The following is a 16,225-nucleotide window of genomic DNA, read 5'->3' as shown; positions in this document are numbered from 1 at the left end:
GAGGGGAAACTCCTGCTTATCCGTTCAATTTGTCTTTGATTTGCGGCACGATAGCGTCCGCAGTGAAACCATAATGGGCGAACAGATCGCCCGCCGGGGCAGATGCGCCGAATGTGTCGATCCCGATATTCAGCCCGTCATTGCCAGTGTAGCGCTCCCAACCGAGTGTGCTGCCTGCTTCTATCGATACTTTGAGGCAATCGGCAGGGCATACGTCTGCACGGTAATCTGCGTCTTGCTGGTCGAACAGGTCGGTCGAGACCATCGAGACGACATCCGCGCCGATCCCAGCTGCTTCCAATTGTTCTGCGCATTGCACTGCCAGCGAGACTTCGCTTCCGCTCGCGATCAGTACGACCTTGCGCTCGGCCTTTGCGGCGCGCAGGCGATAGCCGCCTTTGGCGCTGCGATTGCTCTCCGCAGACCAATCCGCATCACCCTCGCCGCGCAATTGCGGCAGGCCTTGTCGCGAAAGCGCAAGGATTGAAGGCGTTTCCGGCGTCGAGAGCGCAAGCGCCCAGCACTCCGCCGTCTCGATCGTGTCGCACGGGCGATAGACGTTGAGGTTCGGCACAAGACGCAGGCTCATCACCTGTTCAACTGGTTGGTGCGTCGGGCCATCTTCGCCAAGGCCGATGCTGTCATGCGTCATCACATAGACGACGCCGGTCTTTTGCAGCGCCGACAGGCGGATCGCATTGCGGGCATAGTCGGAGAAGATCAGGAATGTGCCGCCATAGGGCACCACGCCGCCGTGCAAGGCCATTCCATTCATCGCCGCGGCCATGCCGAATTCGCGAATGCCGTAATAGACATAGCGCCCGCTGTAATCATCCGCCGTCATCGGCAGGGTGCTGGCGGTCTTGGTGTTGTTCGATCCGGTAAGGTCGGTACGAACCACCGATCAGTTGCGGCAACTTTGCGGTAAGCGGGGTGAGCGCCATTTCCGACGCCTTGCGGGTCGCAACCTTTTGCGGCTCTGCAGCGAGCGCGTGAATGTGCTCTTCAAGCGCGGGTGCCGCCAGATCGGACACGCCCATCATATGGTTTTCAAATGCTGCTTTCTGGCCTGAGGCATCGAGGCGCGATTGCCACGCCCCATGCGCAGCGCGGTCGCTATCGGCGGTCGCGCGCCAATCGGCGAGGATGTCGTCAGGAACCACGAATGGCTCGTGCACCCAGCCTAGCTCCTCGCGAGCGGCGGCAATCTCGTCCGGCCCCAAGGGCGCGCCATGCGTTGCGGATGTGCCCTGCTTGTTCGGGGCGCCCTTGCCGATCACGGTCTTGCACGCGACCAATGACGGCCGCGGATCGGCTTTCGCCTCGCCGATCGCACGGTCGATATCGGCAAAGTCGTGGCCATCGCAGCTGACGACGTGCCATCCGGTCGCCTCGTAACGCGCCTTCACGTTCTCGCTGGTCGACAGGTCTGCCGTGCCGTCGATGGTAATGTTGTTGTCATCCCACAGCACGATCATCTTGCCGAGCTGGAGGTGGCCAGCAAGGCCTATCGCTTCGTGGTTGATGCCTTCCATCAGGCAGCCATCGCCCGCGACCACCCAGGTGCGGTGATCGACCAGATCGTCGCCAAACACGCTGTTCAAATGCCGCTCTGCCATCGCCATGCCAACTGCCATCGCCAGTCCCTGACCCAGCGGGCCGGTGGTGCATTCGACACCTTCGAGCAGGAAGTTTTCCGGGTGGCCGGCGCACGGGCTACCGAGTTGCCGGAAGTTGCGGATGTCATCCATTGTCGGCGCCGCATATCCGGTGAGATGCAGCAGCGAATAGATCAGCATCGAGCCGTGGCCCGCCGACAGGACAAAACGATCCCGATCCGCCCAATCGGGACGCGCCGGATCGAACTTCACATGGCCGGAATAGAGCACGCTCGCCACATCGGCCATGCCCATCGGCATGCCGGGATGCCCCGAATTTGCCGCCTGAACTGCATCCATTGAAAGCGCGCGAATGGCGTTCGCCATATTCTGCAAGCGGGCGGTGTCGGTCGTCATGCTCGGGTGGGCTCCTGCTGCCAGCGATGTTGAGCGCGCGCACGCCCGTGTCTTTCGCATCGATCTCGCCGCGCGCCGGAAGCCTTCGCGTAGGCGCATAGTCAGGTCAAGCGCGCGCACCGCCCTACCCCCGCCAATCATTTGACCGCTTTTGCCGCACACTTCGCTGCGAGCACTTATCAACAGGAGCACCCAAGGCTTTGCAGGGGCGAATCTTTGTTGGTAAATGGCGGATTATGAGCGAAGCCAAGATAGACGAGGCAATGGCGCGGATAGAGACCGCGTTGGCCCGCATTGACGCAGCGCGCGCCGCGACCCCGTACCGCAGCCCCTCAACCGCCAGGAGATGATGGCGCAAATTCACCGCGCCTGATGGCCTTGGTCAATGCGCATGAGAAACTGCGCGAAGAAGTGGCGGACACGCTCACGCAGCTTGATGGTGTGATCGCGGAGCTTGAGGAATGAGCACGGTAACGCTTCAGATCGGCGGTCGGTCCTATCCCGTCGCATGCGCCGACGGCGAAGAGCAGCACATCGCCAAGCTCGGCTCTATGATTGATGATAAGTTCACGCAGATGGGCGATAATCTTGCACCGCAAGAAGTGCAGAACTTTCTGTTTGCATCGCTGATCCTGGCCGATGAATTGCACGAGGCGAAGAATGGAAAGGCTGCGGCTCCTGCACCGGCGCCACAACCTGAAAAGGCAAATGGCAGAGCGGAAGAGCTCGCCGCGGAACTCGAACAGCTCCGCAAAGTTCAGTCGAGCCTTGAGGCGGAGCGGGATTCGCTCGCCGACCAGCTCAAAGCCGCAAAGGACGAAACCCAAACCGCTGTCAATGCGGCGGTTGCCGCTGCCGCTGAAGACGCCGCGCAAAAGGCTCGGGCCGAAGCGCAAGACGAGGCCGCCAACGCGCAGCAAACCGATATGTTTGGCGAAAATGTGCTGGTCTCACGACTCGAAGCGCTCGCCGCTCAGGCCGAAGCCTGCGCAGAGGCTCTTGAGACTGGGGCAGCAGCGTCCTAAATAGATCGCGGCGGGGCTGCCCGGTACGAGCCGATTGAATATCCCTGAGGCTATAAGCAATCCAACGGGAGCTGTCCCTGCCCGAGTCCACCGGTTCGGTACCGTGGGACTTGGGCATACGGCGCCCACCTGACGTTTTCGCGTCAGAGGATTTCTCCTGGTCCGGCCCATGGTGGTCCCGTCATCTTTGTGTTTTTGCAGCGCATTCGCGCTGCGTCCTCGGCGCAGTTCCCTCCTTTCGCTTTCGCTCAATACGGGGCGCCTGCGGGCGGGCAGTCGCCCTTGCGACCCTTCGGGCCGACCACTTATCTCCCTGGGAAGTAACCTTGGACAAATCCACTCTCCGCAAAGACTTACGCAAGGCCCGCCGTGAGCATGTTCTCGCGCAGCCCGAGGCCATCAAGGCGTTACTGTTCCACCGCCCACCCGGCACTCTGCTGGAACGGATCGGCAAAGACGCGACCATCGGCCTCTATGCGGCAACCGCCGAAGAGGCGCCCACGCTCGGATATGCCAAGTTCTTCTTCGAACAATCGCATGCCATCGCCCTGCCGCGATTTGACGCGCGCGATGCGCCCATGAGCTTTGCCGAATTCGATGATCCCTTCAGCGGAGAAGCGCTCGAAGACGGCCCCTATGGCGTTCCGCAACCTGCCGCTGACGCTGCCGAGGTGGTGCCCGATGTCCTGTTCGTGCCTCTGATCGGCTTTACCGCAGAAGGAGAGCGGCTCGGTCAAGGCGGCGGGCACTATGATCGCTGGCTCGCGGAACATCCGGGCCGCTTGGCGATTGGTTTGGCGTGGGATGTGCAGCTTTGCGACGCGCTCCCCACCGAGCCGCACGATATTCAGCTAGACGCTGTGATCACCCCGACGCGCAGTTATGGATTGTGAGATGAACCGCGAAGAACCGACCTGGCGCATTCCCGTTGGTATAGTTGGCCTGCTGCTCGGCCTCACCGCTTATGGTTTGTTGATCGCCCATTTCGCTCCGACGACGATCAGCACATGGCCGGGCTGGCTGCAAACCATCGTCTACCTGATCCTCGGCGTGATCTGGCTGTTGCCACTCAAACCGCTGCTGATCTGGATGGAGACAGGCCGCTGGAGCCCGCCTCCACCCCCTCAGGATTAAGTCTGCGCAATCAGCTCCAGCGCCATCTCCATCGCCGGGTCGCGGCCTTCGCGAAACGCCTCGACCGTCAGCGGCGCTGAGATTTCGGGCGTTATACCGAGGCCCTTCTCAAAACTTTTCACATTGTTTTTCACATGAAAGAACGGCAGCCGCATACGCACACCGCTATGCGGCAGGGTAAGCGTAAATTGCAGACCGGCGGTCGGCCCTTCCTTCGATCCTCCGGTCTTTTCGCCCACAGTGGTGGCGCGGCCCAGCTCGGTCATCCAGCTGATGAAGTTGGTGCTGCCCGATGAATTCGTGTGACTGGTCAGCACGATCAATTCACCATCAAACGCATTTTTGGTTGGCTTGACTGTTTTCAGTTCATCGGTGGCGAAGCTGCGCAGCGCATAGGTGCCGTCATCCTGTTTCGAAAAGCCCAGCGGATTGGGCTTGAGCGCACGCTTGTCCCACGTCCACAGATATGGGCGAATGCCATCCATGTTGAGCGTCTTGGCGATCATTCCGGAACGCGGCCGGAATTTCTCTGTCAGAAGATTCTGCGAGCAACCCGTAATTGGCATCGGACGATCCGCCGCCATTCTTGCGCAGATCAAGGATCAGAGTGCGGCGCCTTTCCTTCTTCATCGCTTCGAAAATCGGATCATAGATGACTTTCGGCTTCACCGGGTCGCGGTAGTTCACGAAGGTGTCGACGCTTAGATAAGCGGCGTTTTCGCCAATTCGTTTGAAGGTCACGGCGTCCTTGAAATTGGCCTGAGACTTCTTGCCGAGCGCAGTCCAGCCATCGAAGTCGGTCCGCTTCACCTCTACCGTGCGCGTTTCGCCATTGGCCGAGCGCACCTCTAACGTAGCAAGTTCGGGCACATCCCATAGGAGAGCGCCGAAGTGATCAACCCCGCCACCCATGAATTCGAGCGATTGCGCAATGCCGCCCGTACCGTGACCATTCGGTATAGCCATCCACCGGCACATATTTGACCAGCTCATCGAGCAATTGAGCGATCGTGCGGCCATCAATGCTGACGATCTCGTCTCCAAAGTTCAGGCCCGTACCCTCGCCCGCGCTTTCAATCAGCGCGCGACCTTCAATCATGCGCCAGCGCATCGGAAGGTAGAGCGGCATGCCTTTGCGCACTGCGCGTAGAGATCGCGGCAATTCGGCCTTGGTGTGGTCGCAGCGGATCGCAACCAATGCCAGTTCAGACGCGAGGTAGAATTCGGGCAGGCTCATGCCACCTTTGGTATCGGCCTGATCAATGATCGCCTGCCACTTGGCATCCATTTCTGCTTTGGTGGCATAGCGCGTGTAGCCCGGATGGACTCGCTCAAACGCTTCTTTTGCCAGTGCAACGTCGGCGCGCACTTGGTCAGGCGTCATCACCGCATCAGCGGCGAGTGGCGGCGCGATTTGCGGCTCACTCGCATCGGCATCGCATGCAGAAGCGGTAAGGGCTGCGGCGACAACAAAGGTTTGAACGAATTTCATAAAGGCATCTCCTTGCTGGAGCGCCCTCTGCGCTTATTGCTGCAACCTGTCGGCGCAATACGCCTTTTTTGCGTCAGTATTTATGATTTGAGACGTTTGAATTCGCTCGGACTGGTCCCCGCATGCAGTCGAAATGCGCGGTTGAAACTCGCCTTTGAACCAAAACCCGATGACAGCGCGACATCAAGCAGATTGACGTCTTCACGCTCGATCATCGCCTTCGCGTGTTCAATTCTCAAGCCGTTGATGAACTGGCTGAAGCTCAGATCAAGGCCTTGGTTGAGCGCGCGCGAAACATAGGCCTGGTTCATGCCAAAACGGCGCGAGAGCGTCTGCAGCGACAGGCTCGATTCCAGATGCCAGCCATTTTCGATCACCATCGCTTGCAAACGCTCGCCTTCGGTCACCCAGTCGCGTTCGGCAGCGGTTGCCTCCATCAGTTCTTCAACTGAGATCGCATCGGGCGCGAGCATCTTTGGGAACGGTTGGAGAATCCGCGCAAGCGCCTCAAGCGAGAGGATCAGGACTACGAACAACCCGGCCATGTCCCACCAGAATGCGTCGAAATAATCCGCATCGGTCACGTTGGAGACGACGAACTCAATCGTCCATAACGCTGCGAGGCCAAGGCCTAGCAGCCCCGAATGCGTGATCCATGTCGGCTCGAACTCGTCGCCATCGGATCGGTTGGCGCCGAGCCAGTCGAGATAGGCCCGCCGCATCCGCCAGATCTGCCAAAAGCACCATGCAGCAAGCAGCATCGCTCCAACCGAGACGAGCGGGACGATGTAGGGCTCATGGAAGGCGTTATTGTAGGCCCATTTCGCACGGTAATCACCGAGCATGGTAAAGGCCCACAATTGATAGAGCCAATTGATGACACCGGGCGCAAGCAGCCAGTAATGGCTTAACGGAACCGCGCCCATCATCAGCTGGCGCGCATGCAGATAGAGCAGCGGTCCGAGAAACAGCTCCATGCCCGTTGGCAGGAAGGTCAGGCCGGGCCAAATGTCGTACGCGCCGGCAAAGCCAATCACCATCGGGACCATGTGGACTGCAACCGCGCCGACAAATGCCGCAAGCCAGAAAAGCGCGCGCCGCTCTATTCCCTTGGCCCACAAATAGGCCTGCGCAATCAACGCGCAGAGCAGGATGCTCGCCAGCGCAACGCTGCGCCAATTCATGATGAGGTCTTCGGGGCGATCCATATCTGCGGTGCATCCTGTGCGCTGTTCGAATGCCGCGCGCAATATCGCCTGGCCGCGCAAGGTCGTCTCAATTCACGACAAAGCGGCGCAAATTGCCTGCAATTTAAGAATTGAGACGTCGAGGGCCGACGCACGAGCAAACTCACCGCGCTATTGTGCGGGTTTCGCAGTGTCTCTGAACTTTCAGGAATTCCCCAAGTGGCGCGAGTGACGGGACTTGAACCCGCGACCTTCGGCGTGACAGGCCGACACTCTAACCAACTGAGCTACACCCGCGCAGCCACTTGGGAGACGCGCAAATAGGGCCGAGCCGATAGGCTGTCAACGACCCTTTTCGCGAAAACTCAAACTTTATTCGGTCAGCAACAAGACCGGCGTTTCGATCAGCTTTTTGACGTCCTGAATAAAGCTCGCCGCGTCATAGCCATCGACCACGCGGTGATCGCAGGAAATCGAGATATTCATCAGCTTGCGCTTCTCGATCCGCTCTGCGCCATCCGGACCCGTGACGAACATGGGCCGCTCGATAATGCGGTTGGGGCCGATAATCGCGACTTCAGGCCGGTTGATAACCGGAGTGGTCGCGACCCCGCCCAATGGGCCGAGCGAGGTGACGGTCAGCGTCGAGCCGGATAGCTCATCCGACTTGGCTGAGCCGTCGCGCGCGGCCTCTGCCAGACGGCCAATTTCACGTGCCAGCTGCCAGATGTTCTGCGCCTGCGCGTTCTTGATCACCGGCACCATCAGGCCGTTATCGGTCTGCGCCGCCATGCCGAGATGCACCGCGCCGTGACGCGTGACGACATTCGCCTCGTCATCATAGCGTGCATTGATCATAGGATAGTCCGGGATCAGCTTGCAGATCGCGCTGATCAGCAGCGGCAGCATGGTCAGCTTCGGCTTTGCACCGCGATTGGCGTTGAGGTCGGCGCGCATCCGCTCAAGCTCGGTCACATCGCATTCCTCGACATAGGAGAAGTGCGGGATCGAGCGCTTGGATGCGGCCATGTTCTGCGCGATGCGTTTGCGCAAGCCGATGACCTTGATTTCCTCGTCCGCACGGGTCGCGCCGGTCGGGGCAAAACCGCCTCCGGCATTGTAGGACAGAAACTGGTCGAGATCGGCGTGGCGCACGCGGCCATCGGCAGCAGGCTTTACGTCGGCGAGATCAATGCCGAGATCGCGCGCACGCTGGCGCACGGCGGGGGTCGCAAGGACCTTGGCCTCAGAAACCGTTTCACGTTCTGCTCCGCCGGTGGATGGCTCAGGCTTAGTGACCGCAACTGGCTCAGGCGCCGGTTCTGGAGCCGGTGTCGGCTCGGGCGCTGGCTCCGGTTCCGGTGCGGACGCAGGCTCTGCGGCCTTTTCCTCCACCTCGTCGGGCACATCGCCTTCGACTTCGATCACCAGCAGCATCGCGCCGACGGAAATTACGTCGCCGACTTCACCAGCAACCTCGATCACTTTGCCATCGACCGGGCTTTCGATGTCAATCGTCGCCTTGTCGGTCATCACATCGACCAGATGCTGGTCTTCGGACACCGTGTCGCCGACCTTCACCTGCCATTCGACGATCTCCGCCTCGGCCACGCCTTCGCCCACATCGGGCATGTTGAATGTGAACTTTGCCATCGGAGGTCAGTCCTTCAAAATCTTGTCGATTGCTTCGCCGATGCGAACCGGGCCGGGGAAATAGGCCCATTCGAGGCTGTGCGGATAGGGTGTGTCAAAGCCGGTGACGCGCTCGACCGGGGCTTCGAGGTGATAGAAACAGCGCTCCGTCACCAGCGCGGAAAGCTCCGCTCCAAAGCCCGATGTGCGGGTGGCTTCGTGGACGATCAGGCAGCGCCCTGTGCGCTTAACCGATGCTTCGATCGCGTCGATATCGAGCGGCATCAGCGTGCGCAGGTCGAGAATATCGGCCTCGATGCCTTTATCTGCGCAAACCGCCTCGGCCACATGAACCATCGTGCCATAGGCCAGCACAGTCAGCTGCTCGCCCTCTGTTACATGGCGCGCCTTGCCAAGCGGGATTTTGTAATACCCCTCTGGCACTACGCTATCCTTGTGCTTCTTCCACGGCTCGACCGGCTTGTCGTAAAAGCCTGAGAACGGCCCGTTATAAATCCGCTTCGGCTCAAAGAAGATCACAGGGTCGTTGTCTTCGATGCAGGAGATCAGCAGGCCTTTTGCATCGTAGGGCGTGGACGGGATCACCGTCTTCAGGCCCGCTACGTGGGTAAAGATACTCTCTGGGGACTGCGAGTGCGTTTGCCCTCCGAAAATCCCGCCACCAAAAGGTGACCGCACCGTCATCGGGGCTATGTATTCGGTCGCAGAGCGATAGCGCAGCCGCGCCGCTTCAGAAATCAGCTGATCAAGGCCGGGATAGATATAATCGGCGAACTGAATCTCTGGGATCGGTCGCAGGCCGTAGGCGCCCATGCCCACTGCGACACCAATAATGCCGCATTCCGAAATCGGCGTGTCGAATACACGGGTTTTGCCGTATTTCTCTTGCAGGCCAGCGGTGCAGCGGAACACGCCGCCGAAATAGCCGACATCCTCGCCCATCACGATCGTGTCAGGATCACGCTCCAGCATGATGTCGAGCGCTTCGTTGATCGCCTCGATCATATTGATCCGGCGTTCTTCGGCCTCGCCTGTCTGCGGCTTGGTGGTTTCGGTTTGAGCGTTCATTTGCCCGCTCCATCCATTGGGTGCTCGTCAGGCCATTTGATCTGGCGCTCGCGCGTTGCCTGTTCGGCCTGCTCCTTGAGGTGCCAGGGCAGCTCTTCAAAAACGTCTTCGAACATGGTATGGAATGGATGGTGCAGACCGTGCCCGAGAATGCCGTTCTTCTCGGCCTCTTTGGTGACTGCCTTCACTTCCTCAGCGCATTTGAGATCCATCGCCTCCTGCCGCTCTTCATCCCACTCGCCGAGTGCGATCAGGTGGTTCTTAAGTCGCATCACAGGATCGCCGAGCGGCCATTCCTCACGCTCTTGGGCGGAGCGATAGCCGGATGGATCGTCCGAGGTTGAGTGCCCCTCAGCGCGATAGGTGAAGTATTCGATCAGCGTCGGACCCTGGTTAGCGCGGGCACGGTTCGCGGCCCATTGCTGCGCGGCGTAGCAAGCCAGCGCGTCATTGCCGTCGACCCGCAGGCCAGCGAGGCCATATCCGAGCGCGCGGGCAGCGAAGGTCGTCCGCTCCGACCCGGCAAAACCGGAGAAGCTCGAAATCGCCCACTGGTTGTTGATAACATTGAGGATAACCGGTGCATTATACACCGTCGCAAAGGTGCAGGCGCTGTGGAAATCGCCCTCGGCGGTTGAGCCCTCGCCCACCCATGTCGCCGCGATCCGGCTGTCGCCTTTGATCGCGCTCGCCATCGCCCAGCCGACCGCTTGCGGCGTCTGCGTGGCGAGGTTGCCGGAGATCGAGAAAAAGCTGTGCTCGCGGCTCGAATACATGATCGGCAGCTGGCGGCCTTTCAGCTTGTCGCCTTTGTTCGAATAGATCTGGTTGATCATTTCGATCAGCGGATAGCCGCGCACCAGCAAGATACCCTGCTGGCGATAGCTCGGGAACACCATGTCATCGCTGGCAAGCGCCATAGCGGCGGAGACGCTGGTAGCCTCTTCGCCCGTGCACTTCATGTAGAACGAGGTCTTGCCCTGCCGCTGGCCGCGGAACATGCGCTCATCAAAGGCGCGGACCATCGCCATATACCCGAGCATTTCGCGCAAGGTATCAGGCGACAGCTTCGGATCCCAAGGACCGTGCGCCTTATTGTCTTCGCCCAGCACGCGGACAAGACCATAGGCCAGGTCCTTCATCTCACCCGGATCGCAGCCCTCATCCGGGCGCGGCATCTTGCCGGGTTCACCAATATCGACATCGGAGAAATTGACCGGATCGCCGGGCCGCGAACGCGGCTCTGGCACGTGCAGCGCCAAGGCGGGTCGGTTAGAGGCCTGTTCGGCCATAGTTTCGCTCTCCCAAATTAAAGGGGCCACTTGGGTGGTTTCAGCGTCGCCTATGGCAGCAAATTATGGCGGTCAAGCGGCCCGGATCACACCGCAACAGGAGCCTTGATCGGAGCCTGCGGCGCGTAATCATGCACCACAAAATCCTCGATCGAGTAATCGAAAATTGTTTCGGGCTTTCTGGTGATTTCCAAAGTGGGGCTGCCCGACGGCTCGCGAGTCAGTTGCTCTGCGATCAAGTGTTTGTGATTCAGATAGAGGTGCACATCGCCTCCCATCCACACCAGCTCGCCCGGCTGCATGTCGACTTGCTGCGCCATCATGCGGGTGAGCAGGGCCGCCGACCACAAGTTGAACGGCAGACCTAGCGCGACATCGCAGCTGCGCTGGTAGAGCAAGCAATTGAGCTTGGCCTCTGCGCCCTCGCCTTCGACATGGAACTGATACGTTTTGTGGCACGGTGGCAGGGCCATCTGGTCAAGCTCGGCCACGTTCCATCCCTCAATGATGTGGCGACGGCTGCCAGGTGATGTGCGCAGGCTCTCAACCACCTGCGCGACCTGATTGATCGCCTCGCCCTTTTCGTAAAGACCGTCCTTGCGATAGCGATAGGTCGGCCAGTCTACCCATTGCTTGCCATAGACCGGCCCGAGATCACCCCAGCGCCGCGCGAATTCCTCATCATCAGCGATACGCTCGACGAAAGCAGCGAGCGCGATGTCTTCGCCCGTTTCCTTGACGTAGCGAGCGTGCGGCCACTCGTTCCAGATCTTCACACCTTGCAGCACCAGCGGGCGGATATTGGTCTCGCCTGTGAGGAACCACAGCATTTCGCGCGTCGCCGTCTTCCAATATACACGCTTCGTCGTGAGCAATGGCATCGCGCCATCGGCCAATTCATAGCGCAATTGCGCGCCGCAGATGGACCGTGTGCCAATTCCGGTGCGGTCGCTGCGTTCGCTCCCCCTCCCAAATACGGCGCATAAGGTCGAGATATTGCCATTCGGGATGGCCAGGGCCGTGCAGTTCGGATGGAATCGTCTGGGGTGTTTCAAGCGCTACCATAGGCCAAACTATAAGGCGCAAATGCCCGCTTGCCACCCCACCCATCCACACCTATACGCCGCGCCTTGGTTCGCCTCACTCAGCGCCTTCATGGAGCTGGCGCTGTGTGGGGCGACCATCCCCCGACATTGAAAGTGGCGACTCAAACGATCCGATCGGCGATAAAGCCGAGCGCAATCGTTAGCGCGCCCAAGCCCAGCGACAAATGCCAGCGCATTTGCAGGAAGTCGCGCGCGGCAAAACCTAGCATCCGGTCCACCAGGGGGCTCAGTGCAATCAGCGCGCCGAGGTAAAGCAAGGCTGGCCCCGGCCAATCCCAGCCGAAGGTCCACGGCATGAACAGCGCGAGCGCGATCAGGCTGGGCAGGACAGCGAGCAGATAGGCGCCAGCGCCTGCATTACCCTTAACAAGCGCCTGTCCCCACCATACACCGCCCAGAAAGCTGAAGATCAGCGCCGCATAGGCAAAACCGCCTGCCAGCGCAGAATAGGCATATTCGTGACCCGTCGCTGCGAGCGTCACGCAGATAATCTGCGGCAACAGCCCGGCATAGCCGAGAGTGCGTGCGGCAGGGGTCAGAGAAGGTTGTTCGTCCATGACAGCTCAAGCGCATCGGCTGGGCTTTGGGTTCCCGCAGAGTGCATTTCGCAGCCCGCATTCACGCCTCGAACCGCCTTTTCAAACACACGAGACCCGAAAATGTTCCGACGAAAACCTTGGAACATCAACCACAAACAGCCGTTACTTTTACATACCGAGCGCGGCGACGCGCCACACGCAATTCACAGGAGAAGTCCCCACATGATGGCAATTATCACCCTTATCGCCACGATCCTTATTCCACCGCTCGGCGTCGCGCTGAAGCACGGCCTCGACCGCGATTTCTGGATCAACCTGATCCTGACGATCATCCTCTACGTACCCGGCCTCATCCACGGTCTGTACGTGAACTATCTGCGGGGCGGCGGACGCGCGCTCGCCTGATAGGCAAGGCAATCGAATAAACGCAGCGGTCTCGGGATACATCCCGGGGCCGTTTCGTTTTGTGGGCAACCGATTTTCGCATAACGAGCCGCCACACTATGTCTCAAGACCCATCAGACAAATCGCGCCAACGTGCCGTGCCCTCGGGCAGGGTGTCGCGCCTGGCCACCTTTGGCAGGCTCGCTTCGGGCGTGGCTGGCGGAATGATGGCTGAGGGTGCGCGCAGGCTCGCGCGCGGCGAAGGCATCAATGCCCGCGATCTCGTCCTCACACCGGGCAATGTCCAGCGCATGACCGATCGCCTTTCGCATCTGCGCGGCGCGGCGATGAAAATGGGACAGATGATCAGCATGGACTCGGGCGACTTCCTGCCGCCTGAACTCTCCAAAATCTTGGCGACCTTGCGCGATCAGGCAAACTTCATGCCCGCACGTCAACTTGACGGAGTGCTGAAGCAGGAATGGGGCCCCGATTGGCGCAAGCAATTTCGCTGGTTCAATCCACGCCCGATTGCCGCGGCCAGCATCGGTCAAGTGCATAAGGCGCTGACTCGCGATGGCGAAGAGCTCGCGATCAAGGTGCAATATCCCGGCATCGCCGACAGCATCGACAGCGATGTCGACAATGTGATGACGCTGCTCAAAGTGTCAGGCTTTGCCCCGCCCGAGCTGGAGATCGAAGCGCTGCTCGCCGAAGCGAAGAAGCAGCTGCACGAAGAGGCCGATTATCACCGCGAAGGCGCGCAGATGGAGATGTATCGCGCGCGGCTGGCAGGCGAAGAAGGTTTTGTTGTCCCGCGCCTTCACGAAGGGCTTACACGCGACCGAATTCTCGCAATGAGTTTTGAAGAAGGCAGTTCTATCGAAGAGCTCGAGAACGAAACTGACGAGCGGCGTGATGAGGTGATGGGCCGGTTGATGCGGCTCGTCGCGCGCGAGTTGTTCGAGTTCGGCGTGATGCAGACCGATCCCAACTTTGCCAATTTCCGCTATCGCAAGGATACGGGCCAGATCGTGCTGCTCGATTTCGGCGCGTGCCGCGATGTCGATCCCGATGTCAGCAACGCTTATCGCCGCCTGCTGCAAGCGGGCCTAGCCGGTGACAAAGACAAGGTGCGCGAAGAAACGATCGCCGCCGGTTTCATGCTGCCGATCGTGGTCGAGAAACACGGTGAGCGGGTCGACCGAATGATCGACATCGTCGTCAACGAAATGCGCGAGGACAAGGATTTCGACTTCGGCGACCGCAGCTTCGTCCCGCTGCTGCGTGACGAAGGTTGGGCCATTGCACAGGATAAGGACACCTGGGCCTTTCCGCCGGTCGAGACACTGTTCGTTCAGCGCAAGGTGAGCGGCACAGCCCTGCTCGGCGCGCGGCTCAAAGCGCAGGTGAACGTCCGCCGGATTGCCGAGGAGGTGCTTGCGAGCACCGATCCGCTGCCAGCGAAGGCGGCTTAGCCTTCCGGCGTTTCCGAAGCATAGCCATCAACGTATTCTATCGCACCTGCTTGGCTCTCAATCCAGCGCGTGACGTAGTCATCCAAAACGTCGAGCGGAACCGATCCATTCTCTAAGACCTTATCGTGGAAGGCGCGCAGGTCGAAATCGGCCCCCAGCGCATCCTCAGCTCGGGTCCGCAATTCGCGGATTTTGAGCTCACCCACTTTGTAGGCAAGAGCCTGCCCCGGCCAGGTGATGTAGCGGTTCACTTCCGCGTCGATATTGGCAGGGGACAGCGCGGTGTTGTCGAGCATGTAGTCTACCGCCTGCTGCTTGCTCCAGCCCTTCGAGTGCAGCCCGGTATCGACCACCAAGCGGGTCGCGCGCCACATCTCATAACTCAAACGCCCCATCTGCTTTGCTGGCGTATCATAGAGCCCCATCTCGATCCCGAGCCGCTCCGAATAAAGCCCCCACCCCTCGACAAAGGCGGTGAAGAATGTGCCATTGGCGCGCAGCGGATGGATGTCCAATTCCTGCTGCAAAGCGATCTGGTGGTGGTGGCCCGGAACCGCCTCATGCACGCCCAGAGCTGGCAGTTCCCATAAAGGGCGCTGATCCAGCTCGGTCGTGTTCAGCCGGTAAATGCCCGCCTGCCCGGTCTCGAGCGAGCCCGGCTCATAATAGGCCGTCGTGTTGCCCGGAGCCTGCGCCGCCGGAATTGGTGAGACGGTGTAGGGATTGCGCGGCAACCGCCCGAAAAGCTTGGGCATAAAGCCATCAATGTGCTTGGCGAGCGCCTGTGTGTACTCAAGGTACTCGTCCGGATCGGTCATGTAATATTGCGGATCGGTGCGCAGATGCTCAATGAAGGCCTCGCGCGTGTTGAACCCGGCAGAGGCAGCGACTTCGATCATTTCAGCGCGAATGCGCCGGACTTCGCTCAGTCCCAAGAGGTGAACCTCATCCGCCGTCATATCGGTCGTGGTGAAGCTCTTTACGCGGTAATCGTAATATTCCTTGCCGCCTGGCGTCGCAAGCACACCGGGAGTGCCCGTGCGGCAATTGGGCGCGTACTCCTCGGTGTAGAATGTGAGAAAGTCGCGATACGAAGGCAGCACCGCCTCTTCCAAGGCAACGCTCGCCTGATCCTGCAAATTTTCCCACTCGGCATCCGAGATCGACGCTGGCTTGTCACCGGCAAACGGCTTCCAAAATGGAGAGGTTTTATAGTCCTCAACAATCTGCGTTTTAATCCGATCCTCTAATCCCTGCATCGGCTCGCACGCATGCGTCAGCCCGCGCGCTACCGCCTCGCGGCTGCGGCCGATGCCGTCAGCATTGACCTTAGCGAATGCTTCCAAGCGGCTGATATAGCTCTCATAATCAGCGAGCGTGAAAAATGGCGAGCGATTAGGCAGCGAGGCAAAACTGCTGAACCAGCCGCCGCGATTGGTGAATATCTGGTAGCGATTGTGATCGTACTGTGCGCCTGTCAGCCGATCGCGAATGCTGCGCACAAGGATCGCGTAATCGACCTGCAAATCCTGCGGCAAGTCGTTGGCGTTGATCTGGTAAAGCCGCGCAAGAAACCCCTCGCTCTCGATCGCAGAGCGCTCAAACTCTTCGAGCGACAGATCGCCCAGCTTCCCATCCCCGCGCCGGTCGCCAATACTGGTCGCCAGCAGTGGATTGTCATCGAGTGTCGCCTGCCAGATCTCTTCGCGTAGCTGTTTGTAATCTTCCTCCGGTCCTGCCCATGCGGGTGCGGCCAAAGTGGCGGTGGCAAGAGCGATGGCGGCAAAGAGTGGGCGCATGAAAACCTCCTGTTTGGCGCATTGCATATTGATTGGCGCACCTGCGGTCCAGT

The 16,225-nt window shown here is 59.9% G+C and carries 14 protein-coding genes, 1 tRNA gene, 1 other RNA gene and 2 pseudogenes; 6 read left to right on the top strand and 12 right to left on the bottom strand.

What is annotated here, in order from left to right:
- Positions 1-16: 16 nt before the first annotated feature.
- Positions 17-2,015 (bottom strand): annotated as a pseudogene (gene tkt / locus ACZ1GU_RS06450) (transketolase).
- 461 nt (positions 2,016-2,476) lie between these two features.
- On the opposite strand from tkt, the gene ACZ1GU_RS06445 reads away from it, so the two are divergent.
- The 4 genes from ACZ1GU_RS06445 to ACZ1GU_RS06430 all read left to right on the top strand — a co-directional run bounded on the left by ACZ1GU_RS06445 (position 2,477) and on the right by ACZ1GU_RS06430 (position 4,174).
- Positions 2,477-3,040 (top strand): cell division protein ZapA, encoded by a 564-nt coding sequence (locus ACZ1GU_RS06445; protein WP_472647230.1) that lies wholly within the window; start codon positions 2,477-2,479, stop codon positions 3,038-3,040.
- Positions 3,041-3,050: 10 nt separating this feature from the next.
- Positions 3,051-3,223, top strand: a non-coding RNA gene (gene ssrS, locus ACZ1GU_RS06440) — 6S RNA.
- 143 nt (positions 3,224-3,366) lie between these two features.
- A complete protein-coding gene (locus ACZ1GU_RS06435) occupies positions 3,367-3,933 on the top strand; it encodes a 5-formyltetrahydrofolate cyclo-ligase (RefSeq protein ID WP_472647229.1) in 567 nt (188 codons plus the stop codon).
- 1 nt (position 3,934) lies between these two features.
- Positions 3,935-4,174 (top strand): DUF2842 domain-containing protein, encoded by a 240-nt coding sequence (locus ACZ1GU_RS06430; RefSeq protein ID WP_472647228.1) that lies wholly within the window; start codon positions 3,935-3,937, stop codon positions 4,172-4,174.
- Here ACZ1GU_RS06430 and ACZ1GU_RS06425 read toward each other — a convergent pair.
- From ACZ1GU_RS06425 to ACZ1GU_RS06380, 10 genes and pseudogenes are all read right to left on the bottom strand, one after another.
- Positions 4,171-4,659, bottom strand: coding sequence for a S41 family peptidase (locus tag ACZ1GU_RS06425; RefSeq protein ID WP_472647227.1), 489 nt, complete (start codon positions 4,657-4,659; stop codon positions 4,171-4,173). The genes ACZ1GU_RS06430 and ACZ1GU_RS06425 overlap by 4 nt on opposite strands.
- Positions 4,577-5,140: a hypothetical protein gene (locus tag ACZ1GU_RS06420; protein ID WP_472647226.1), complete on the bottom strand. Its 564-nt coding sequence runs from the start codon at positions 5,138-5,140 to the stop codon at positions 4,577-4,579. Before ACZ1GU_RS06420 ends, ACZ1GU_RS06425 begins: the two co-directional genes overlap by 83 nt.
- The gene (locus ACZ1GU_RS06415) at positions 5,070-5,666 is read right to left on the bottom strand and encodes a hypothetical protein (RefSeq protein WP_472647225.1); all 597 of its coding nucleotides are present in this window, start codon (positions 5,664-5,666) and stop codon (positions 5,070-5,072) included. Before ACZ1GU_RS06415 ends, ACZ1GU_RS06420 begins: the two co-directional genes overlap by 71 nt.
- An 80-nt stretch (positions 5,667-5,746) precedes the next feature.
- Positions 5,747-6,874 (bottom strand): helix-turn-helix domain-containing protein, encoded by a 1,128-nt coding sequence (locus tag ACZ1GU_RS06410; RefSeq protein WP_472647224.1) that lies wholly within the window; start codon positions 6,872-6,874, stop codon positions 5,747-5,749.
- 199 nt (positions 6,875-7,073) lie between these two features.
- Positions 7,074-7,150, bottom strand: a tRNA-Asp gene (locus ACZ1GU_RS06405).
- Between the two features lie 75 nt (positions 7,151-7,225).
- The gene (locus ACZ1GU_RS06400) at positions 7,226-8,506 is read right to left on the bottom strand and encodes a dihydrolipoamide acetyltransferase family protein (RefSeq protein WP_472647223.1); all 1,281 of its coding nucleotides are present in this window, start codon (positions 8,504-8,506) and stop codon (positions 7,226-7,228) included.
- A gap of 6 nt (positions 8,507-8,512) precedes the next feature.
- Positions 8,513-9,574 (bottom strand): alpha-ketoacid dehydrogenase subunit beta, encoded by a 1,062-nt coding sequence (locus ACZ1GU_RS06395; protein WP_472647222.1) that lies wholly within the window; start codon positions 9,572-9,574, stop codon positions 8,513-8,515.
- Positions 9,571-10,866, bottom strand: a complete 1,296-nt coding sequence (locus ACZ1GU_RS06390; RefSeq protein ID WP_472647221.1) for a thiamine pyrophosphate-dependent enzyme — start codon at positions 10,864-10,866, stop codon at positions 9,571-9,573. Before ACZ1GU_RS06390 ends, ACZ1GU_RS06395 begins: the two co-directional genes overlap by 4 nt.
- An 86-nt stretch (positions 10,867-10,952) precedes the next feature.
- Positions 10,953-11,931: pseudogene (thyA, locus tag ACZ1GU_RS06385) on the bottom strand (thymidylate synthase).
- Positions 11,932-12,073: 142 nt separating this feature from the next.
- The gene (locus ACZ1GU_RS06380) at positions 12,074-12,529 is read right to left on the bottom strand and encodes a DUF3429 domain-containing protein (RefSeq protein WP_472647220.1); all 456 of its coding nucleotides are present in this window, start codon (positions 12,527-12,529) and stop codon (positions 12,074-12,076) included.
- A 204-nt stretch (positions 12,530-12,733) separates the two neighbouring features.
- Here ACZ1GU_RS06380 and ACZ1GU_RS06375 point away from each other — a divergent pair, with 204 nt between their 5' ends.
- Positions 12,734-12,916 (top strand): YqaE/Pmp3 family membrane protein, encoded by a 183-nt coding sequence (locus tag ACZ1GU_RS06375; protein WP_472647219.1) that lies wholly within the window; start codon positions 12,734-12,736, stop codon positions 12,914-12,916.
- Between the two features lie 98 nt (positions 12,917-13,014).
- Complete coding sequence (locus ACZ1GU_RS06370; RefSeq protein WP_472647218.1) at positions 13,015-14,373, top strand: ABC1 kinase family protein; 1,359 nt, start codon at positions 13,015-13,017, stop codon at positions 14,371-14,373.
- Here the strand turns inward: ACZ1GU_RS06370 and ACZ1GU_RS06365 are convergent.
- Entirely contained in the window at positions 14,370-16,172 is a 1,803-nt protein-coding gene (locus ACZ1GU_RS06365; RefSeq protein WP_472647217.1) for a DUF885 domain-containing protein, read from the bottom strand. The genes ACZ1GU_RS06370 and ACZ1GU_RS06365 overlap by 4 nt on opposite strands.
- Between the last annotated feature and the right edge of the window lie 53 nt (positions 16,173-16,225).

This window comes from Erythrobacter sp. HA7-11 (assembly GCF_055693605.1).
The sequence above is the reverse complement of the archived record's forward strand: the minus strand, read 5'-3'. Positions and strand labels throughout refer to the sequence as shown.